The sequence below is a fragment of the Thauera aminoaromatica genome (genome assembly GCF_000021765.1).
In the GTDB taxonomy this organism is placed as follows: Bacteria; Pseudomonadota; Gammaproteobacteria; order Burkholderiales; family Rhodocyclaceae; genus Thauera; species Thauera aminoaromatica.
This window is the reverse complement of the sequence record NC_011667.1, coordinates 41,993-61,685: the sequence shown is the minus strand read 5'-3', so window position 1 is coordinate 61,685 and position 19,693 is coordinate 41,993. Positions and strand designations below refer to the sequence as shown.

Annotated in this window: 18 protein-coding genes and 1 pseudogene; 14 read left to right on the top strand and 5 right to left on the bottom strand. The window is 64.8% G+C overall.

Translation table 11 applies throughout. The annotated features are described in order from the left end of the window. Positions 1–133 precede the first annotated feature (133 nt). The 4 genes from TMZ1T_RS21245 (at position 134) to TMZ1T_RS20100 (ending at position 2,296) form a co-directional block, all read left to right on the top strand. Complete coding sequence (locus TMZ1T_RS21245; RefSeq protein WP_144312248.1) at positions 134–391, top strand: hypothetical protein; 258 nt, start codon at positions 134–136, stop codon at positions 389–391. Positions 392–665: 274 nt separating this feature from the next. Continuing rightward, entirely contained in the window at positions 666–1,121 is a 456-nt protein-coding gene (locus tag TMZ1T_RS21710) for a tetratricopeptide repeat protein (protein ID WP_261789210.1), read from the top strand. A gap of 13 nt (positions 1,122–1,134) precedes the next feature. Then, a complete protein-coding gene (locus TMZ1T_RS21705) occupies positions 1,135–1,746 on the top strand; it encodes a tetratricopeptide repeat protein (protein ID WP_261789214.1) in 612 nt (203 codons plus the stop codon). A 19-nt stretch (positions 1,747–1,765) separates the two neighbouring features. Further along, entirely contained in the window at positions 1,766–2,296 is a 531-nt protein-coding gene (locus TMZ1T_RS20100) for a hypothetical protein (protein ID WP_012592914.1), read from the top strand. Between the two features lie 33 nt (positions 2,297–2,329). Here the strand turns inward: TMZ1T_RS20100 and TMZ1T_RS20095 are convergent, their stop codons facing one another. Then, entirely contained in the window at positions 2,330–2,644 is a 315-nt protein-coding gene (locus tag TMZ1T_RS20095; RefSeq protein WP_012592913.1) for a hypothetical protein, read from the bottom strand. A 184-nt stretch (positions 2,645–2,828) separates the two neighbouring features. Here TMZ1T_RS20095 and TMZ1T_RS21385 point away from each other — a divergent pair, with 184 nt between their 5' ends. The 3 genes from TMZ1T_RS21385 to tnpC all read left to right on the top strand — a co-directional run bounded on the left by TMZ1T_RS21385 (position 2,829) and on the right by tnpC (position 6,451). Beyond that, positions 2,829–2,978 carry a hypothetical protein gene (locus tag TMZ1T_RS21385; protein ID WP_012592912.1) on the top strand — a complete coding sequence of 50 codons (150 nt, stop codon included), beginning with the start codon at positions 2,829–2,831 and terminating at the stop codon, positions 2,976–2,978. A 90-nt stretch (positions 2,979–3,068) separates the two neighbouring features. Further along, positions 3,069–6,092, top strand: coding sequence for a Tn3 family transposase (locus tag TMZ1T_RS20090; protein ID WP_012585365.1), 3,024 nt, complete (start codon positions 3,069–3,071; stop codon positions 6,090–6,092). Between the two features lie 2 nt (positions 6,093–6,094). Further along, positions 6,095–6,451: a Tn3 family transposase post-transcriptional regulator TnpC gene (gene tnpC, locus TMZ1T_RS20850; RefSeq protein ID WP_012585364.1), complete on the top strand. Its 357-nt coding sequence runs from the start codon at positions 6,095–6,097 to the stop codon at positions 6,449–6,451. A 20-nt stretch (positions 6,452–6,471) separates the two neighbouring features. Here the strand turns inward: tnpC and TMZ1T_RS20080 are convergent. Both TMZ1T_RS20080 and cadR read right to left on the bottom strand, forming a co-directional pair. Continuing rightward, positions 6,472–7,380 (bottom strand): annotated as a pseudogene (locus TMZ1T_RS20080) (site-specific integrase); the annotation flags it as partial. Positions 7,381–7,434: 54 nt separating this feature from the next. Next, entirely contained in the window at positions 7,435–7,890 is a 456-nt protein-coding gene (gene cadR / locus TMZ1T_RS20075) for a Cd(II)/Pb(II)-responsive transcriptional regulator (RefSeq protein ID WP_004355852.1), read from the bottom strand. Positions 7,891–8,000: 110 nt separating this feature from the next. Here cadR and TMZ1T_RS20070 point away from each other — a divergent pair, with 110 nt between their 5' ends. Continuing rightward, entirely contained in the window at positions 8,001–10,403 is a 2,403-nt protein-coding gene (locus TMZ1T_RS20070) for a heavy metal translocating P-type ATPase (protein WP_012585362.1), read from the top strand. Between the two features lie 18 nt (positions 10,404–10,421). Here TMZ1T_RS20070 and TMZ1T_RS20065 read toward each other — a convergent pair whose 3' ends face one another. Then, positions 10,422–11,759 carry a heavy metal sensor histidine kinase gene (locus TMZ1T_RS20065; protein ID WP_012585361.1) on the bottom strand — a complete coding sequence of 446 codons (1,338 nt, stop codon included), beginning with the start codon at positions 11,757–11,759 and terminating at the stop codon, positions 10,422–10,424. A gap of 2 nt (positions 11,760–11,761) precedes the next feature. Then, a complete protein-coding gene (locus TMZ1T_RS20060) occupies positions 11,762–12,448 on the bottom strand; it encodes a heavy metal response regulator transcription factor (RefSeq protein WP_012585360.1) in 687 nt (228 codons plus the stop codon). Positions 12,449–12,616: 168 nt separating this feature from the next. On the opposite strand from TMZ1T_RS20060, the gene TMZ1T_RS20055 reads away from it, so the two are divergent. The 6 genes from TMZ1T_RS20055 (at position 12,617) to TMZ1T_RS20030 (ending at position 19,655) form a co-directional block, all read left to right on the top strand. Continuing rightward, positions 12,617–12,955 (top strand): DUF4148 domain-containing protein, encoded by a 339-nt coding sequence (locus TMZ1T_RS20055; protein ID WP_012585359.1) that lies wholly within the window; start codon positions 12,617–12,619, stop codon positions 12,953–12,955. A 128-nt stretch (positions 12,956–13,083) separates the two neighbouring features. Continuing rightward, positions 13,084–13,431: a hypothetical protein gene (locus TMZ1T_RS20845; protein WP_012585358.1), complete on the top strand. Its 348-nt coding sequence runs from the start codon at positions 13,084–13,086 to the stop codon at positions 13,429–13,431. A gap of 133 nt (positions 13,432–13,564) precedes the next feature. Next, entirely contained in the window at positions 13,565–14,830 is a 1,266-nt protein-coding gene (locus tag TMZ1T_RS20045; RefSeq protein ID WP_012585357.1) for a TolC family protein, read from the top strand. Between the two features lie 17 nt (positions 14,831–14,847). Next, positions 14,848–15,411, top strand: a complete 564-nt coding sequence (locus TMZ1T_RS20040) for a hypothetical protein (RefSeq protein ID WP_012585356.1) — start codon at positions 14,848–14,850, stop codon at positions 15,409–15,411. Continuing rightward, positions 15,408–16,520, top strand: coding sequence for an efflux RND transporter periplasmic adaptor subunit (locus TMZ1T_RS20035; RefSeq protein WP_012585355.1), 1,113 nt, complete (start codon positions 15,408–15,410; stop codon positions 16,518–16,520). The genes TMZ1T_RS20040 and TMZ1T_RS20035 overlap by 4 nt, the downstream gene beginning before the upstream one ends. A gap of 15 nt (positions 16,521–16,535) precedes the next feature. Beyond that, positions 16,536–19,655: an efflux RND transporter permease subunit gene (locus tag TMZ1T_RS20030; RefSeq protein WP_012585354.1), complete on the top strand. Its 3,120-nt coding sequence runs from the start codon at positions 16,536–16,538 to the stop codon at positions 19,653–19,655. Positions 19,656–19,693: the final 38 nt, after the last annotated feature.

Genomic DNA, 19,693 nt, shown 5'->3' with positions numbered 1-19,693 from the left:
GAACCGGCTATCAGCGATGTTTCTGCCGGCTATCAGCGATGTGATCTTCTTCTGTTTGCAGGCCCACATCCCTTTAGTGATGCGGGTTTCAGCCGTTTGACATAGGAACGGAAGGTTTTTGATGGAGTACGCCGTGGATACGCCGAGCCGGCTATCGGCGATGTTCTGGACCGGCTATCAGCGATGTTTGAAGGACTTATCCACAGTGCATCCGCACCAACCGGCTATCGGCGATGTTTTCGCCGGCTATCAGCGATGTTTAGCACCGGCTATCAGCGATGCTGTTTACCGGCTATCACAGATGCAAACGACCTTCAAAGCCAGTAACCGCGCGGGATTTGGAAGCCTTAACACGCGCGCGCGCTTTAACGGTTTTTATTTAACGCTTTAACGCGCTGCTACTTCTGAGGCTCTGACCAACCGAAGCTCCACGGTCACTGCACATCCACATTGAACAGGCCCCCCCAAGGGGGCCATGAACTAGCCCCCCCATGACGGCTGAACCGCTCCAGCAACCTCAAGCGCAGCCGCCGCAGAACCGCCCTAAACCCGGTCTGCAGCAGGCTGAGCAACGAGACGTCCAGCGGCTTTCCTGAAGCTCCAGCGCGCCTCGCTCGCCTCATGGATGCGACAATCCACGCCGCACTCCACCTCTGAACGCCTCGATGACCAGCCGCCAAGCCCCCGAAATCTTCCAGATTCCGCTCGACGACCTCGACCTGGTGGGCCTGCCGCCGCGCGGCACACCCGAGTTCGAGCAGACGGTGATCGGGCGCTATGCGCTCGACTACGCGGCGCGCGGCTGGCAGGCCGTGGTGGCGGTCGATGACGGGTTCGTGCGCGTGGTCGCGGTGCCCGAGCGCGGGGTCGAGCCGAAGGCCTACGTGCTGGGGCTGCTGCAGAACGGCTTCCTGGAGGATGCGCTGCCGGTGCTCGAAGCGCTCGACGGCATGCTCGACGACGCCGAGCTCGCCTACAGCCACGGGCTGTGCCTGTCCGAACTGGGGCGACCGGCAGAGGCGGTCGCCCCGCTGCAGCGGGCGGTCGAGCTCGACCCCACACACGCGAACGCGTTCATCGCGCTCGGGGTAGCATTCGCGCGCACCGGGACGCGCCGATGAGGCGGCCAACGCGCTGCGTGACGCGGTCAAGCTCGAGCCGGAGAACGCCTTCGCCAAGCGCAACCTGGCGGCGGTGCTGATGCGTTCCGGCCGGGCGGCCGAGGCGCTGCCGTTCTTCCGCCAGGCGGCGAGTCTCGCGCCGGCCGATCCGGGGGCGCAGCTCGGGCTCGCGCAGTGCCTGGAGGCGCTCGGGCCGTCGCACGTCAAGGAGGCGGCCGAGCAGTACAAGGCGGTGGTCAAGCGCTTTCCCGATCACCAGGCCGGCGAGATGGCCGAGGAGGCGCTCACGCGCATCGGGCAGGACGAGCTGCGCGCGGCGGTCGACGGCGGGCTGCGCATGGACGCGGTGATGTACATGCAGGCGGCGCTCGATCGCTTCGCCAAGCTCGACCAGGCGAAGGTCGGCCAGATCGTGATGGAGATCGCGCTGCTCGGCCGCAACGGGCTCGAGATCAACAAGCCCTCGGTGCGCTACACGCTCGAGAACCTCGAGGGCGAGTTCTCCGGGCTGGCGCTTCTGGCGTACATGCACGTGGGGTTCCGGATGTTCGACGCCAAGGGCGACGCCGGCACCGGACTCGATCGCGAATACGAGGCGGCGGTGAAGATGCGCCGCGAGCGCTGAGCCCGGCGAGGAACCCGACATGAGCCAGCTCCCCGAACGCTACCGGGCGGCGATCGCGCCGCTGATCGACAAGGCGCGCGAGCTCCTCGAGCAGGGCGAGGAGCTCGCGCCGATGGCCTTCGTCGGCAACTTCACCACCGGCGCCACGATCCCCACGGCGCTCGTCATGCGCTCGCCGGCTGACAAGGACGCAGCGGCGCGCACTGTGAAGATGCTCGCCGAGCAGCTCGACGCCGACTTCGTCTTCGTGCTGATGGAGGCCTACAGCCTGCGTGCCGACAAGGTCGCCCGCTACGAGGAGATCCTCGACGAGTACGGATCGCTCGCCGACTGCCCGGCGAGCTGGCGGATCGACGTGGTGAGCCTGTCGCTCGAGACGCGCCACGGCGTGTGGGTCGCCCAGGTGCCGGTCAAGCCCAAGGGCATCAGCAAGAAGAAGCGCACGATCGGCGTGCCCGAGTTCCGGCATTACACCGAGGTCGAGGGGCGGTTCACGGATCTTCTGCCGGTGAAGGATGCCGAGGGCGGGGCCGGCGGAACGCTGCACTGAGCCTGCGGCTCGGAAAACGGAAAAAATCGTACGCTAAGCCGCGCTCGCCTTGTCGATCGGCACAGCCCACCATTCCTGCGCGTGCTGGGCCGAGCTCGGCCAGTTCGCGTTATCGACCTGGAAGCCGCGCAGCAGCAGCCCGCGCGGGGTCATGCGCAGCACCTGGACGTCGAACAGCGGCGGCAGCAAGCCGCGCCTGGCCGAGGTGCCCCAGCGCTCCCACAGCTGCGCCGCGTGCAGCGGCCGCTTCTCGGCGGTTCCGACCGGAATGTCGCCTATGCTCAGGGTGCCGGTGATGCCGGGGTCGGCCAGGCACGCCTCGCGCGGGCGCCGCACCCCGGCCACCATCAGTTCGATAAGGGGGCGTCTCAGAAAACGGATCGCAAAGTACGCTAAGCGTGCGCTGAGGCCGGCTCCCAGTGGTACAGCGTAGGAATGGGCGGTAGAACAAGCAGTCGTGTCACCAGCCGCCAGCCGCCATTTGAGTTATTAATCAGGCCCTTAAATAGGCTGTTTTCTCTATAATGTGTGCATGGAAAAGATCGATGCACGCAAGCTGGGTCCTGAAGGGCGCGAGACGCTGCGCAAGATGGTGCTGCGCCTGAACACGCAGTCCGGAATGACGGGCGTGGAGTTGGCGTATGACCGGGATAAGGGGAAAAACTGTACATATCACCTGTAACCGGTTGATCTACAACTAATCCTGATGACGTGCCAACCGCTGCAATTCTCCGTTACCCTTGCATGCTGGCACGGATACCGGAGGATCAGGATGGCGTCACTGGAGCGCACTGCATACCCGCAGTTTCTGAGCTACTACTCACCGAGTGACCTGCGACAGTTCTTTACTCTGCAGGATGAAGAAATCAACTGGCTGAAGTCGGCCGGCCGTTCTGCCGGGACCCGACTCGGACTGGCCGTCCTGCTCAAAGTTTTCCAGCACTTGCGCTACTTTCCTAGCCTCGACAAGATACCTTCCGAGGTGATCACCCACGTCCGGAATGGCCTCGGTTTCGGTGACGCGATACGGATCGAATACCCCGTCGAACGCACCCTCTTTCGGCACAAAGCCATGGTGCTGGGCTTGCTTAACGTCAAACCCTTCCATGGGCACGATGCGATGCGCCAAGCAGAACGCTTTGCCTGCGATGCGGCTGAGCTCATGGATCAGCGTGCCGACATCATCAATGGGATAATCGAGGGGGTGCTCCAGGCGCGCTACGAACTCCCCGCCTTCTCGACGCTCGACGATTTGGCAGAGAAGGCCCACGCTGCCGTGCAGAACCGGGTGTTCGGTAAGGTATTTCACCGTATCACCCCCCAACAACTCGAAGCCCTACAGGCGCTGCTGGTCACGGACAAACTGGAACGCCGCCAAAGCGAATACAACGAGCTCAAGAAATCCGCGAAACGCCCGACCCGCAAGCATCTCGATATGCTGGTGGAGCATCTGGAATGGCTGGATTCGATCACGGCGGGGGATGACGTCCTTGCAGGCCTTCCCGACACCAAGATTCGCCACTTCGCCGCCCAGGCCATGGCCTATGACGTGTCCGAGTTGCGCGAATGCGCCGAGACCAAGCGTTACACCCTGCTGGTGGCCCTGATCCGGCGCATGCAGGTGCGCGCGCGGGATCAGTTGGCCGAGATGTTCCTGCGCCGCGTGGCCACGATTCACAAACGCGCCAAGGAAGAGCTCGACCAGATCCAGTTCGGGCAGCGCGGCCAGATCGAGCGCCTGATCGGCACGCTGGATGGCGTGCTCGCCATCCTCGACGGCGAACCGGACAATGCGGCGGCCGGCGCTCAGATACGCGAATACCTTGCACCCGCAGGTGGAGTCCACGGGGTCCGCGAGACCTGTGCCCAGGTGCAGGCGACCAGCGGCAACAACTACCTGCCGCTCGTGTGGAAACACTTCAAGAGCCATCGCTCCATCCTGTTCCGGCTCGTGCATTTGCTCGACATCCGCGCCACCACCCAGGATCGGACGCTGATCGACGCTTTGAACCTCATCAAGACCTACCAGGACAAGCATCGCATCGAGTGGATTACGGAGAGCATTGACCTTTCCTTCGCCTCGGACCGCTGGCGCAAGCTCCTGCGCGAGGGCGACAGCGGCGATGGTTTCGGTCTGGGCTTAAGCCGGCGCAACCTCGAAATCTGTGTCTTCTCCTACCTCGCCGAGGAGTTGCGCTCTGGCGATCTCAGTATCGTCGGCTCGGAGGAGTTCGCCGATTACCGCGATCAGTTGCTTTCGTGGGAGGAATGCCAGGAGTTGTTACCCGCCTACTGCGACAAGATTGGCCTGCCGCAGGACGCAACGACCTTTGCCAGCAGTTTGCGCGACTGGCTCACCGACACCGCGCAGCACCTGGATGACACGTTTCCTGAATGCCGCGGCGATGTGGCCCTGACTGCCAGCGGAGAACCCGTGTTGCGCAAGCCGATTGCGCGCGAAATCCCGCCTTCGGTTATGTCGCTGCAGAACGCGCTGACCCAGCGCATGCCGGCGCGGCACATTCTGGACGTGCTCGCCAACATCGAACACTGGATGGGCTTCACGCGGCACTTCGGGCCACTATCGGGCAACATGGCCAAGCTCAAGCAGCCGGCCGAGCGCTACCTGCTGACGATCTTCGCCATGGGCTGCAACCTCGGGCCCACACAGGCGGCGCGCCATCTGGGCAACAGCGGCGTCACGCCGCACATGCTGTCCTTCGTCAATCGGCGCCACCTCTCACTGGAGAGCCTGGAAGCGGCCCAACGCGAGCTCAACGAGGTATATCTGCGCCTGGATCTCCCCAAGATATGGGGTGATGGCAAGACGGTCGCCGCCGACGGTACGCAGTACGATTTCTACGACGAAAACCTGCTCGCGGGCTACCACTTCCGTTACCGCAAGATGGGCGCCGTCGCTTACCGCCACGTGGCCAACAACTACATCGCGGTGTTCCGTCACTTCATCCCGCCCGGCGTGTGGGAAGCGATCTACGTGATCGAGGGGCTACTCAAGGCGGGCTTGTCGGTCGAGGCGGATACGGTGCATGCCGACACCCAGGGCCAGTCGGCCACCGTGTTTGCCTTCACCCACTTGCTGGGCATCAAGCTGATGCCGCGGATCCGGAACTGGAAGAATTTGACGCTGTTCCGGCCGGACAAGACGGTGAAGTACAAGTACATCAATCGGCTGTTCGGCGACAGCGTGGATTGGAATCTCATCGAGCGGCACTGGCAGGATCTGATGCAGGTGGCCTTGTCGATCTACGCCGGCAAGATTTCTTCGGCCACGCTGCTGCGCAAGCTGGGCAGCTACAGCCGCAAGAACCGTCTGTATTTCGCGGCGCAGGAACTGGGCAACGTGATCCGCACGGGCTTCCTGCTGGAGTGGATCGGCAGTCGTGAGCTGCGCCAGGAGATCACGGCGAACACCAACAAGATCGAGTCCTACAACGGCTTTGCCAAGTGGCTGTCCTTCGGTGGCGACGTGATCGCCGTGAATGAGCCGGACGAACAGCAGAAGCGCCTGCGCTACAACGATCTCGTGGCCTCCGCCCTGATCCTGCAGAACACCGTCGACATGATGCGCACGTTGGGCAACCTCCGGCATGAAGGCTGGCAGATCACGGAAAACGATGTCAGCTTTCTGAGCCCCTACCAGGTCGCGCACGTCAAGCGCTTCGGCGAGTACAGCCTGAAACTCAAGCGCAAACCCGAAGCCTGGATCGCGGACGACACCTTTCAACAAGTGGCCGCGTCGGTGCAGGACATGCGGCGCGCGACGCGCAGAGCCTGAGCATGGACATCCCTGAACCCCGTTTCGCGGTTACCCCCTACGGCGATGTCGACGCCGCAGCACTGGACAACCTGCGGCAAAGCTTTGATACCACAGCGCTACTCGAACTCGTCGAGCGGCTGGCGCCGATCGCGCAGCGATTCGAAAAGACCGGTGGTGTTCGCGATGAACTGCTGCGTCTTCACCGCATGGCACACACCGTCATCAATGGCGCGAATCCGAGCGAATCGAGCGCCGATGACCTGTGGGAAGTTGCCGCCGCCCTCATCGACGAGTTCCGGCAGATGTCTGATCACTGTCTCGAGATCGCCGCGGCGCTGCAGCCACTGGCTGACCTGGAACCCCATCACGACGCCTGATCGTCAGCTGAGAAGGCGCGTTCGATGCGCTGCCGGCCGAAGGCATCGGCCCCGTCGATATAGCGCAGGGCGGACTTCACATCGCGCCAGCCGACGTATTCCATCAGGCTTTTGACATCCCAGCCGTTGTCGTTGGCCCAGTTGGCGAAACCACGACGCAAGGAATGGCTGCTGAAGCTGTCGGCCGACAGGAGTCCCGCGCGCTCAAAAATGCTGCGCAGCAGCGGCGTGACGCTGTTGACGTGCAGGCCGTGGACACGGATTCGTCCCCATTGATCGATCCCGCGGAAGACCGGCCCTTCCTCGATCCCCGACAGATCCTTCCAGGCCGTATAGGCCGCCACGGGGCACAGACGCGACAAGGCCGGCACCTTGAAGCACCGTCCGGCCGCCTGCCGGTCGCCCTTGGTTCGAGGCAGGAAGCAGGTCATGCCTTGGGCGGGCACGAGTTCGACATCTTGCGTTTCCAGGCGGATCAACTCGTCACTTCGGAATCCGCGCCAGAAACCCAGGAGGAGTAGCGCCTTGTCACGGGTGTGGCGCAGTCGCGCGACCGCGCCCTGGGTCCCGATCGCGTGGTCCAGCCATGTCACGGCGTGGGACAGTTGGCCAATCTGTAGCGGCACCGCCTGACGGGTTTGCGGCGGATGCACGGTTTGAATGCCCTTCATGGTCTGTCGTACCAGAGGGGCCTTGGTAGGATCGGCAAAGCCGTGATCCTGGTGCCAGCGCGACAAGGCTGCGAGGCGCTGTCGCAGGGTAGCGATGGACAGCAGTTCGGCATGCCGCGCCAGATAGCGCGCGATGCTGTCCGCGCTCGCCGGCAGGAAGCCACCCCATTCCTCCTCGAAGTGGCGCACGGCGGAGGTGTAGCTGCGACGCGTATTGGCGCGTGTTGCCGCGTGTACGTAGACATCGACCTCATTCATGGGAGCGTCCTGATGACCGACTCAAGCATAGCGTGCGGCGTGGCTGAATGTCGTTCATTTTCGGACGCCGCCGTGCGCGCCATGCACGTGCCCGCCACTGATAGGTGCTCCCGGACACGCGGGCTGTGACAACTCGTGCAGGATGCCACAGTGGGCAGCATCCCGTGCCTGGGGACATTGTTCGCGCAGGCTCTTGAGTTGCCGCTCCAGCACACGCAGTTCGCGGATACGTGCCGCGACGTGAACGATGTGAGCATCGAGCAACGTGTTCACATCGCCGCAGTTCGCGCCCGGCGCATCCTTGAAGCGCAGCAGGATGCGAATCTCGTCCAACGACATGTCCAGCGATCGGCAATGGCGGATGAACGACAAACGCTCGGCGTGGGTGTCCTCGTAGATGCGGAAATTGCCGTCCGTACGTGCCGGGGCGGCCAGCAACCCTTCGCGCTCGTAGTAGCGGATGGTCTCTACCGGGGTGCCGGTCACTCTGGCCAGCTCACCGATTTTCATCGTGCTTGCCCTCCAGGCGGGAAGGAAGGTCCTACCGGCATTCTAGGTCCTTGACTCTGTAGTGACTACGGATTGTTAAATGACTGCAAGTCCAGACAGGGGAACCAAGCATGAGCAAATGCAGTGTTGGTAGTTGCGGATGTTCCATCGTGTCGCAGTCGCCGGGTGATTCGTCCCCCGACGGCCCCAACGGGAAGCTATACGGCGTCGACAGCACGGACTGCCCCACCGATGCGGCGCTGGTCCGCAACAATCTTGAACCCCTCGACGGCGTGACGGGACTCAACCTCACCGTGACCCGGCAAAGGTCGGACGTGAGCGATCGCCCCGACCCGCCGGTCGCGGCCGACGCCGCCGTGCCAGCCATCGGTGCGCCGGCACAGCGCATCGATAAGACCACTGCTGCCGTGCACACGACGCTCGCGATCGCCGGGATGGACTGTCCGACCGAGGAGGCGTTGATCCGGAGCAAGCTCGCTGGCATGGCCGGAGTGGCGGCGCTCGATTTCAACCTCGTCCAGCGTCGGCTGAGCGTGACGCATCGTCCGGGAGCATTGGAAGCGGTCCTCGGCGCCCTGAAAGCCATCGGTCTCGAAGCGAAGGTCGAATCGGCAGGCACGGAGAGCGCAGCGCCGCCGATCAAACCCGCGCCCAAGACCCACTGGTGGCCGATGGCGCTGGCCGGAGTCACCGCGACGTTGGCCGAGGGGGTGTATTGGCTCAACGGCGGTGACCACTGGACCGTCCTGGCTCTCGCGCTGGTGTCGATCTTCAGTGGCGGTCTGGCGACCTACAAGAAAGGCTGGATCGCGCTCAGGCATCGCAATCTCAACATCAACGCACTCATGTCGATTGCCGTGACCGGCGCGATGCTCATCGGACACTGGCCGGAAGCGGCCATGGTGATGTTCCTCTTCGCACTGGCCGAGGTGATCGAAGCGAAATCGCTCGATCGGGCGCGCAATGCGATTCGCGGTCTGCTGGAACTCGCGCCAGACACCGCGACGGTGCGCCAGGGCGATGGAAGCTGGGTGGTCGTGCCGGCCAAAACGGTGCCGCTGGAGGCCATGGTGCGCGTGCGCCCCGGTGAGCGCATCGCGCTCGATGGCGTGGTGATCAGCGGACGTTCGACGGTCAATCAGGCGCCCATCACCGGAGAGAGCCTGCCGGTGGACAAAGGCGAAGGCGATAGCGTGTTCGCGGGCACGATCAATGAAGCGGGATCGCTGGAATATCGCGTGACAGCGGAGGCGAAGCATTCCACCCTGGCCCGCATCATCCACGCCGTCGAATCCGCCCAGGGCAGCCGCGCGCCCACCCAGCGCTTCGTCGACCGGTTCGCCCGGATCTACACGCCCGTCGTGTTCGCCGTCGCGCTGCTGGTGGCCATCGTGCCACCGCTAGCTTTCGACGGCGCGTGGATGGACTGGATCTACAAGGCGCTGGTGCTGCTGGTGATTGCCTGTCCGTGTGCCTTGGTGATCTCGACGCCGGTCACGATCGTCAGCGGTCTCGCCGCGGCCGCCCGCAAGGGCATTCTGGTGAAAGGTGGCGTCTATCTCGAAGAGGGGCGCAAACTCGCCACGCTGGCCCTCGACAAGACCGGCACGATTACGCACGGCAAGCCCGCCCAGACGGACTTTCTGGTACTGAGCGGCGACGCGAACCAGGCGCATATCCTGGCAGGCAGTCTCGCGGCGCGCTCGGATCATCCGGTCTCGCTGGCGATCGCCCGTACCGCGGTTGAAATCGGATGGGTGCTGCGCGAGGTGACCGATTTCGCCGCCATTCCGGGCCGAGGCGCGCGTGGCAGCATTGATGGTCACGTCTATCAGCTCGGCAACCATCGACTGATCGAGGAAATCGGCCTGTGCTCACCCGACATCGAAAAAGCGCTCGACACGCTCGAGCGCCAAGGCAAGACGGCCGTACTCTTGGCGAACCATGCAGAGGTGCTGGCCATCTTCGCCGTCGCCGACACGCTGCGCGAGACGAGCCGTCAGGCGATTGCCGATCTGCATTCCCTGGGGGTGAAGACGCTGATGCTCACCGGCGATAACACTCACACGGCCGAAGCGATTGCCCGCGCGGTGGGTATCGACGAGGCAAGGGGCAATCTGCTGCCCGAAGACAAACTCAGCACCATCGAATCACTGCTGACGCACCGGAAGGGGGGCAAGGTCGGCATGGTGGGAGACGGCATCAACGACGCACCCTCGCTGGCCCGCGCGGACATCGGTTTCGCGATGGGGGCGGCGGGCACGGACACCGCGATCGAGACCGCGGACGTGGCGTTGATGGACGACGACCTGCGCAAGATCCCCGCCTTCGTGCGCCTGTCACAGGCCACATCCGACGTGCTGATCCAGAACATCGTAGTGGCGCTCGGCATCAAGGCGGTGTTTCTGCTGCTCACCGTGAGCGGGCAGGCCACGATGTGGATGGCGGTATTCGCGGACATGGGGGCGAGTTTGCTGGTCGTGGCAAATGGACTCCGCTTGTTGCGGAGATAACCGGCACACTTGGACGGCTTACCGGCTTGAGGCAAATGCAAGAATACTGAAACCGATCGTCGTCCTGCCGGCGGCCGATCGGGCGAACGGCTTGCCGCCATGCATGCGCGCGATCGCTGCGACGATCGACAATCCGAGTCCGTGATTGGTGCTTCCGTGTTCGCGCGCCGCGTCCGCCCGGTAGAAGCGGTCGAACAGGCGTGGAAGATGTTCCGCAGGAATCACCGGCCCGACGTTGCTAACGGACAGGCGAACGCCGCCGGCAGCGTCCGGCTCGATGTCGACGTCAACCATCGACCCGCGCTCCGCAAAACGGGTCGCGTTGGCGAGGAGGTTCGATATCGCCCGCCGCAACAAACCCGCATCAAAGCCGCCGCCGCCGTCCCCGCAAACCCGAACGCTGACGCCCGCCTCCTGGAGTGCTGCATCGTGGAATTCGACCACCTCGGTCGCAAGAGCGGCGAGGCTGCCGACAGGGCTTCGGCGCGCCCGCTCGCCGCGATCGGCCTTCGACAGGAACAGCATGTCATTGACGAGACTCGCCAGGCGGTGCAGGTCCTCGAGGTTCGATCCCAGCACGTCCCGCAACTCGGGAATGCCGCGTTCGCGGCTCAGGGCGAGTTCGGTCTCGCCGATCAGTGTCGCCAGCGGCGTACGCAGTTCATGGGCGACGTCCGCATTGAAGCCTTCCAGTTGCCAGTATGCGTTGTCCAGCCGCACGAGCAGCGCGTTGAACTGCGCGACCAGCGGCTGCAGTTCCTGCGCCTGCGCGGAACCATCCAGCGGCTGTCCGACGTTTTCCGGACTGAGCGCGGCGGCTTGCCGAGCCAGGTCGCGAACGGGCAGCAGCGCGCGTTGCACGAGCCACGCCCCCCCGGCGGAGACGACCACGGCGCCGGCCAGCGCACTCGCCAGTAACGTCCACGCCAGTTGCCTCAGCAATTGGGCATCGGAACTGCTGTCGAGCGCCAATTCGGCACGCAGCACGGCCGTGCCCGACCACGGTGAAGGGATCTCGAATTCAACCCGACGCAGGTGCGCGGGGGGCTCGGGGGCCGGCGGCGTCATGTACAGGAGCGTCTCGGCGTCCTCGGTCAGCCGCAGTTTGAGGTCGGCATGGCCGATGAAGAAATCGTCGAGCTTGTGACGTAGGCTCGGCAGTTCCTCCGGTGTCGCGATCTCACGAACAAGGTGGCGGATCACGTCCTGCTTGTGCCGAAGCTCCTCGGTCTGCTTCGCAGAAAAGTTGAGGCTGGTGGCCACATACACGACGACGCAGACGAATCCGAGTCCGATGAAGGTCTGTACCGCGAGCCACCATGACAGCCAGCGGCCCAGCGAACGCGGATTGCGCATCCTCAGGGTTCCCGGTCTTCCAGCACGTAGCCCATGCCGCGCACGGTGTGCAGCAGCTTCTTCGCGAAGGGGTCATCGAGCTTGCTGCGCAAGCGGCGCACCGCAACCTCCACGACATTCGTATTGCTCTCGAAGTTCATGTCCCACACCTGCTCGGCCAGTGCCGTGCGCGACAGGACCTGCCCGTGCCGGCGCAGCAGCAAGGTCAGCAGCGTGAACTCCTTGGCCGTCAGATCGAGGCGCTGTCCGGAGCGCGACGCCTTGCGCCGGACCAGATCGAGTTCGAGGTCGGCCAGTTTGAGAACGGTGGAATCCTGACCCGGTGTTGGGAGGGCGCCACGCCGTAACAGCGCCTGGACGCGTGCGAGCAGTTCGGACAGGGCGAAGGGTTTCACGAGATAGTCGTCCGCACCCGCCTGCAGCCCCTTCACGCGATCCTCCACCTTGTCGCGCGCGGTGAGCATCAGCACCGGTACGTGCTTGTCGCGCCGCAATTCGCGCAGGACGGCGAAACCATCCAGGCCAGGCAGCATGACATCGAGCAGGACGAGATCGTAATGCCCTTCGATCGCGAGGTAGCGACCCTCGGTGCCGCTGTGTGCGACATCGACGACGTAGCTGTTTTCGGTCAGCGCCTTGCGCAGGTATTCGGCGAGTTTGAGTTCGTCTTCGACGACCAGGATCTTCATGCGCGGATTATCTCGAAGAGCGCAGCGCGCCGACATTACGAATTCGTAATCGGGCTGTTCGCGATTCGACGTGGGCGGTTTTCTACAGTACGCCCCGTACCCGGCACATGGCGTATGCAGCGGCCACCGCCGGGACGCATATCCCGTGTCAACGATAGGAGCCTCATCATGTCAAAAATCCGAACCGCCACCGTCCTCCCTATCCTCGCTGTCGTCCTGGTCGTGCCGAGCGTCGCTCAGGCGAACTCGGAATGGCATTTCACCGGCGGCGAGGTGGGTTACACCTCTTTCCCCGATCACGTGACGAGCACCAAGACGCGTGCTGAAGTGTTGCGTGAGCTCGAGCAGGCCAAGGCGGACGGAAGCTATTTCTACCTGCAGCGGGGCGTGCCCGTTCCATCACGCGATACCGGCCCGGGTAAAACGCGCGAGCAAGTGCTCAAGGAGCTGGTGAACATATCGCCCGAGGAGCGGGCGCGCATGGACGAACTCTACTTCGGGCAATGATCGCGGCGGTGTGAGCACGGAGCCCTTGGTCCCTCGGGGCGGGCGGTCATGCGTCGCAACGATGACGGGCAACAAGATGTTGGCAACGCTATTTTTCATTTCCGTTCGTACCGCTACAATCCGTCCCCATGCGCCGCTGGTTCGCGATTCTCTTCCTGCTGTTTCTGCCAATCCAACTCAGTTGGGCGGCTGTGAGTGCGTATTGCGAGCATGAAGCCGGTGCTGCGGCGGACCATCTCGGCCACCATGAGCATAAACATCAGAGCGAGGTCGACGACGAGTCCTGGCCCAAGGGCGGCGGAGTCGATGTCGACTGCAGTTTCTGCCATGCGGCCAGTTGCACCGCGTTGCCGAGCGGCACGGGATTGCCGACCCTCGACCTCGCGATTGCGACGATCCGCGGGGGAGCCCAAGTGTGGCTCCTTGCCGGGCATTTCTCGGAACCAGAGCGCCCCAAGTGGCGACAGCCCGCCTGATCGGCAGGGCGGTCGCATCCATTCTCATTCCGGCAGTTTCACCGTTCTGAACGGTGTTGCCGCGCGCCCATTGCGATCGAGCTGATCGCGCCCTGCCGATTTTCCGTGTGTCTTGTCATCAACGGAGAATTGGATGTTTCGAAGAATTGGCATCAACTGGCTGCCGGGCCTGCTGCTCGGACTCGCGGCCAGCGGGGCGTGGGCGCAAGCCGCGTCCCCTGCATCGCCTGTCGTAACGACGCTCAGGCAGGCGTTCGACGCCGCGTGGGCGCGTCAGCCCGAGGCGCAGTCGCTCGACATGCGCCGGGCGGCTGCGCTGGCGCGACGCGAGAGCGCCGACAGCTGGTCGGCCGAACCACCGGCCTTCGAGGTGTCGGGCAAGACCGACCAACTCCACCGCAACGACGGCAGCCGCGAATACGAGATTGGCCTCGCGGTGCCGCTGTGGTTGCCCGGCGAACGCGCATCGACCGCAGCCCTTGCCGATGCCGAAGTGCGTGCGAGTACGAGCCGCACGCTTGCGGCACAACTGCGCACGGCCGCCGGGGTGCGGGCCGCGTACTGGGATTGGCAGCGTGCGCGGGTCGACGTCCTGATCGCCCGCGAGCGGCTTGCCAGTGCTCGCGAACTCGCAGCGGATGTGTCGAAACGGGTTCGGGCCGGCGAACTCGCACGCGCCGACCAGCATCAGGCGGACGGAGCGCTGGCGACCGCCGAAGCGTCGCTCGCCGAAGCCAGCGGCGCGCTCGCGGGTGCGGAACAGCACTTGCGCGCCCTGACAGGCATGACACCAGCGCTTGCCGCGGAAGGACTTTCCGTGGCCGAAGCCGAACCCGCCCCCGCCGCCCCCCCTGTCGCCCTGGGGGCGGGGCATCCGGCCATCGCCGAGCTGCGCGATCGGGCGGAGCTGGCACAACGCAGCATGACTCTCGCCGGGATTCAGGGGCGCGCCAATCCCGAGCTGAACCTGGCGACGACGCGTGAGCGCGGTGCATCCGGCGAATCCTGGCAACAGACGGTGACGATCGGCGTACGCATTCCCTTCGGATCCGATACCCGCAACCGCGCCCGTGTTGCCAGCGCCAGCGCCGAGGCGATCGAAGCCGAAACCCAGCTGAGGCTGGAACGCGAACGCCTGACGGCCGAAGTGGATACGGCGCGCGTCCGGGTCGAATCGGCGCGCACCCTGGTCGCCTCTGCCGAACAGCGCGCGCAGTTGGCCCGCGAGTCGCGCGGTTTCTTCCAGAAGGCGTTCCGCCTCGGCGAAACCGATCTGCCGACCCGCCTGCGCATCGAACTCGAAGCCGCCGAAGCCGAGCGTCAGGTGGCGCGTACCCGCATCGAACTGGCCGCAGCCGTGTCCGCGCTGCGGCAGGCCATGGGCCTTCTTCCCGAATGAACACCAGGAACCCGAACATGAAAGCTTCCCTTACCCTGGCGGCGTGGAGCCTTGCCGCCGTCCTTGCGGGCGTCACGCCCCAGGCCCTGGCCGGCGAAGGCCACGACCACGGCGACGCCCCGGCGCCCGTGGCGGGCCCGGCGCTGCCGCGATTCACCGCCGTTTCGGAGCTCTTTGAGCTGGTGGGCGTGGTCGATGGCAAGCACATCACACTCTATCTCGACCGCTTCACCGACAACAGCCCGGTCAAGGACGCGACGCTGGAGCTGCAACTCGACGGCAACGCGATCCCCCTCGAAACCCATGCCGACGGCGAATTCGAAGCCACGTTGCAGGACGCACTCAAGCCCGGGGTCGTGTCCGTGACGGCCACGGTCGTCGCCGGACAAGACGCGGACCTTCTTGCGGGCGAGCTGGATCTGCATGAACAAGCCGCCGAGGTGCACGACGAATCGGCCGGGCCAAGCTTGCAATCTTACGCAGGATGGCTCGGCGCCGGCGTTCTCGTGATCGGACTGGTCGGCTGGGCCGCGCTGCGCAAGGGAAACGCCCGCAACCGTTCGGCCGGAGGTGTCGCATGAAACCGGGAATCCTGCTGGTCATGCTGTGCCTCGTTACGGCAAGTGCATCGTGGAACGCATTCGCTGGCGACGGGCACGATCACGGCGACGAAGGCTCCGCGCCCGTCGGCGGCAACGGTCCGCGACGCTTGCCCGACGGCAGCGTATTCCTGCCCAAGCCGGCACAACGGCAGATCGGCGTGCGCACGCTGGTCACGGAAGCGGGGGAGCTGCCCCGCACCGTGGCGCTCGCCGGCAAAGTGGTGATGGACCCCAACGCGGGCGGAAAAGTGCAGGCGCTGGTCGCCGGCCGCCTCGAAGCCGGGCCGCGCGGCTTGCCCGGAGTCGGGCAGACCGTGAAGAAGGGCGAGGTGCTGGCGTATGTCGTGCCGTCGGCGGGGCAGATCGAACGCTCGAACCAGATGGCGCAGCTCGCCGAGTTGCAGGCCGCCAAAGTGCTCGCGGAGAAGCGCGTGGCGCGGCTGAAGGAGCTCGCCGACACGGTGCCGCGCAAGGAGATCGAAGCGGCCGAGAGCGAACTCGCGAGTCTCGCGGCCCGCGCGACGGCGGTGGGTGCGGGGCTCAGCAATCGCGATGCGCTCGTGGCGCCCGTCGCGGGCGTCATCGCGTCGAGCAACGCCGTCGCCGGTCAGGTCGTCGATGCGCGCGAACTGGTGTTTGAAATCGTCGATCCGAAGCGCCTGCGCGTCGAGGCGCTGGCCTACGATGCCGACACCGCCATCGATGTGGCCGGCGCGAGCGTTGCGGTGGGCGAGCAACGAGTGAGGCTCGACTTCCTCGGCGCGGCGCGCAGTCTGCGCGAGCAGGCGCTGCCGCTCGCTTTCGGTGCCGCGGGCGATTCCCTGGCGCGTTTCGCTGTCGGGCAACCGGTCGAGGTGTTCGTGCAGACGCGCAGCACGCTGCAGGGCGTGAGCGTCCCTGCAGGATCGGTGCTGAAGAACCCGGCGAACCAGATCATCGTGTGGGTCAAGACCGCGCCGGAACGCTTCGAGCCGCGCACCGTCACCATCGCCCCGCTCGATGGGGCGAACGTCGCCGTGACGTCGGGCCTCGCGGCCGGGGAGCGTGTCGCCACGAACGCGGCAACCCTGATCAACCAGATCCGCTGACGGGGAGCCTGACCGATGTTCAAATGGCTACTCGACAACAGTCTGGGCAACCGGCTGCTGGTGATCATCGCCAGCCTGGTGCTGATGGCCTACGGCGCGTTCACGCTCACACGCACGCCCGTGGACGTGTTCCCGGACCTCAACAAGCCGACGGTCACGATCATGACCGAATCCGGCGGCATGGCGGCGGAGGAGGTCGAACAGCTCATCACCTTCCCGCTCGAAACGACAATGAACGGGCTACCCGGGGTGGAGTCGGTGCGCTCCATCTCCAGCGCGGGGCTGTCCTTCGTCTATGTGACCTTCGAGTGGAGCACGGAGATTTTCCGCGCCCGGCAGATGGTGTCGGAGCGCCTGTCGGCGATGGAGGAAGGCCTGCCGGCGGACGTGATTCCGCGCATGGGGCCGATTAGCTCCGTGATGGGCGAGATCATGCAGATCGCGATCCCGATCGATACCGCTAAGATCTCGCCGATGCAGGTGCGCGAATACGCTGACTGGGTGCTGCGTCCGCGTCTCATGGCCATCCCCGGTATCGCGCAGGTCATCCCGATCGGCGGAGAAGTGCGGCAGTTCCAGGTGCAGCCAGATACGCGGCGCATGGCGGAACTCGGCATTTCGCTGGAACAGATGGAAGCGGCGATCCGCGGCTTTTCGTCGAACACCTCGGGCGGCTTCCTCGAACTCACCGGGCGTGAATACCTGATCCGCAACCTCGGACGCACCTCGAGCCTGGAGGATCTGAAGAATCTCGCGATCACGGCACGCGACGGTCAGCCGATCCTGCTGCGCCAGATTGCCTCCGTGACGTTCGCACCGGCGCTGCGCCGCGGCGATGCGGGTTTCGAGGGCAAACCGGCAGTCATTCTCGGTATCCAGAAGCAGCCGACCGCGGACACCATTCACCTCACCCGCTCGATCGAGGCCGCGCTCGACGAGATGAAGAAATCGCTGCCCGCCGGCATGGAAGCGCCGCAGGTTACGTTCCGGCAGGCGAGCTTCATCGAGGCATCGATCGGCACGCTGCAGGGCAAGCTGATTGGCGCCTCGGTGTTCGTCGCGGCGATCCTGTTCTTCTTCCTCGGCACGCTGCGCCCGACGGTGATCGCGCTCACCGCGATCCCGGTGTCGATCTTCATGACGGCGCTGGTGTTCAAGTATTTCGGTCTGTCGATCAACACGATGACGCTCGGGGGGCTGGCGATTGCGATCGGCGGCCTGGTCGACGACGCGGTGGTGGGCGTCGAGAACGTGTTGCGCCGGCTGAAGGAGGATCGCGCGAAGCATCATGACCATCGCCTGCACCCGATCGAACTCGTGGCTCATGCAACGATGGAGGTGCGCTCGGCCATCCTCTACGCGACGATCATCATCGTGCTGGTGTTCCTGCCGTTGTTCGCGCTGCCCGGGATGGAGGGGCGGCTGTTCGTGCCGCTCGGCGTGGCATTCATCGTCTCGACGTTGGCGTCGCTGGTCGTTTCGGTAACGGTGACCCCGGTCCTGTCCTTCTATCTGCTGCCGCGCATGAAGTCCCTCGACCATGGCGACACGCGCGTACTTGCCTGGCTCAAGGCGCGCTATCGCAACGGTCTGCAGGCCGTCCTCGAGCGGCCCAGGGCGGCCGTGTTCGCCGGCACAGTCGCGGTGATCGTCGCGGCCGCCGCCGTGCCCTTCTTTCCGACCACGTTTCTGCCGCCCTTCAACGAAGGCACCCTGCTGATCGGCATGCGGCTCAACCCGGGGGTGACGCTCGCCGAGTCCACCGCGCTTGCGCAACAGGCGGAGGTGCTGGTGAAACAGGTGCCGGAGGTCACGCACGTTGGTCGTCGCAGCGGACGTGCGGAACTCGATGAACATGCTGAAGGCGTGCACGTCAGCGAGCTCGATGTCGGGCTCAAGCCGGCGTCAGAACTCACCCGTTCGATGGGGGAGATCGCCGCCGACATCCGCGCCCGGCTCGTGAACCTGCCCGCTGCGATCGCGATCGGCCAGCCGATCTCACACCGCATCGACCACATGCTCTCGGGCGTGCGTTCGCAGATCGCGATCAAGATCTTCGGCGAAGACCTCGACACGCTGCGGGGGCAGGCCGATGCGCTGCGGGCGCGGCTGGCCGGCATCCCCGGACTCGCGGATCTGGAAATCGAGAAGCAAGTGCTCGCGCCGCAGATCAAGGTGCGCATCGACTATGCCGCAGCGGCCCGCTATGGCGTGCCGGCACCGCAGATCCTGGCCGCGCTGCAGAACCTCGTCGAGGGCGAGAAAGTCACCCAGATCGTCGAAGGTGGAAGGCGTTTCGCGCTGGTCGTGCGCCTGCCCGAATCGGCGCGTTCGGTCGAGGGGCTCGCGCAGATCCTCATCGAAACGCCCACCGGCCACGTCCCGTTGTCGAAACTCGCGTCGATCGAGGATGGCGACGGGCCGAACCAGGTCAGCCGCGACGACGGCAAGCGCCGCATCGTGCTGTCGGCCAATGCGCAGCAGCGCCCGCTCTCGGAAATCGTCGAGGACATCCGCGCCGTGGTGGCCGACATGAAACTGCCCGAAGGCTACTTCATCACGCTCGGTGGGCAGTTCCAGGCACAGGAAGAAGCGTCGCGTCTCGTGGGGCTGCTGTCGATCGTGTCGCTCGTGCTGATGTTCGTCGTGCTCTACAGCCGCTACAAGTCGGTGCGTCTCTCGGCGCTGATCATGGCCAACATTCCGCTCGCGCTGGTGGGCGCAGTGATCGGCCTGTGGATCTCCGGCCAGCCCTTGTCGGTCGCGGCGCTCATCGGCTTCATCACGCTCGCCGGCATCTCGGTGCGTAATGGAATCCTGAAGGTCAGCCACTACATCAATCTGATGCGCATCGAAGGCGAGAGCTTCGATCACCAGATGATCCTGCGCGGCTCGCTGGAACGGCTATCGCCGGTGCTGATGACGGCGCTGGTGACGGCCTTTGCGCTGGCACCGCTGCTGTTCGAGGCCGAACGCCCGGGTACCGAGATCCTGCACCCGGTCGCGGTGGTGATCTTCTCGGGGCTCATCAGCTCGACGCTCCTCGATACCTTCCTCACCCCGGCGATGTTCTGGCTTTTCGGCCGCCGCGACGTCGAGCGCCTGCTCAACGACCGCAATGCCGAAGCGTTCTGACGCTGATCCGCTTACACAATCGAATCCTGAAAGGAGAA

Excerpts from the sequence above, each read along its gene's own strand:
- TMZ1T_RS20845 (WP_012585358.1), top strand. The coding sequence starts at position 13,084 with ATGCGCCGCTGGTTCGCGATTCTCTTCCTGCTGTTTCTGCCAATCCAA.
- TMZ1T_RS20095 (WP_012592913.1), bottom strand. The coding sequence starts at position 2,644 with ATGGTGGCCGGGGTGCGGCGCCCGCGCGAGGCGTGCCTGGCCGACCCC.
- TMZ1T_RS20060 (WP_012585360.1), bottom strand. The coding sequence starts at position 12,448 with ATGAAGATCCTGGTCGTCGAAGACGAACTCAAACTCGCCGAATACCTG.
- TMZ1T_RS20045 (WP_012585357.1), top strand. The coding sequence starts at position 13,565 with ATGTTTCGAAGAATTGGCATCAACTGGCTGCCGGGCCTGCTGCTCGGA.
- tnpC (WP_012585364.1), top strand. The coding sequence starts at position 6,095 with ATGGACATCCCTGAACCCCGTTTCGCGGTTACCCCCTACGGCGATGTC.
- TMZ1T_RS20030 (WP_012585354.1), top strand. The coding sequence starts at position 16,536 with ATGTTCAAATGGCTACTCGACAACAGTCTGGGCAACCGGCTGCTGGTG.
- TMZ1T_RS20055 (WP_012585359.1), top strand. The coding sequence starts at position 12,617 with ATGTCAAAAATCCGAACCGCCACCGTCCTCCCTATCCTCGCTGTCGTC.
- TMZ1T_RS21385 (WP_012592912.1), top strand. The coding sequence starts at position 2,829 with ATGGAAAAGATCGATGCACGCAAGCTGGGTCCTGAAGGGCGCGAGACG.
- TMZ1T_RS20035 (WP_012585355.1), top strand. The coding sequence starts at position 15,408 with ATGAAACCGGGAATCCTGCTGGTCATGCTGTGCCTCGTTACGGCAAGT.
- TMZ1T_RS20065 (WP_012585361.1), bottom strand. The coding sequence starts at position 11,759 with ATGCGCAATCCGCGTTCGCTGGGCCGCTGGCTGTCATGGTGGCTCGCG.
- TMZ1T_RS20070 (WP_012585362.1), top strand. The coding sequence starts at position 8,001 with ATGAGCAAATGCAGTGTTGGTAGTTGCGGATGTTCCATCGTGTCGCAG.
- TMZ1T_RS21710 (WP_261789210.1), top strand. The coding sequence starts at position 666 with ATGACCAGCCGCCAAGCCCCCGAAATCTTCCAGATTCCGCTCGACGAC.
- TMZ1T_RS20090 (WP_012585365.1), top strand. The coding sequence starts at position 3,069 with ATGGCGTCACTGGAGCGCACTGCATACCCGCAGTTTCTGAGCTACTAC.
- TMZ1T_RS20100 (WP_012592914.1), top strand. The coding sequence starts at position 1,766 with ATGAGCCAGCTCCCCGAACGCTACCGGGCGGCGATCGCGCCGCTGATC.
- TMZ1T_RS20040 (WP_012585356.1), top strand. The coding sequence starts at position 14,848 with ATGAAAGCTTCCCTTACCCTGGCGGCGTGGAGCCTTGCCGCCGTCCTT.
- cadR (WP_004355852.1), bottom strand. The coding sequence starts at position 7,890 with ATGAAAATCGGTGAGCTGGCCAGAGTGACCGGCACCCCGGTAGAGACC.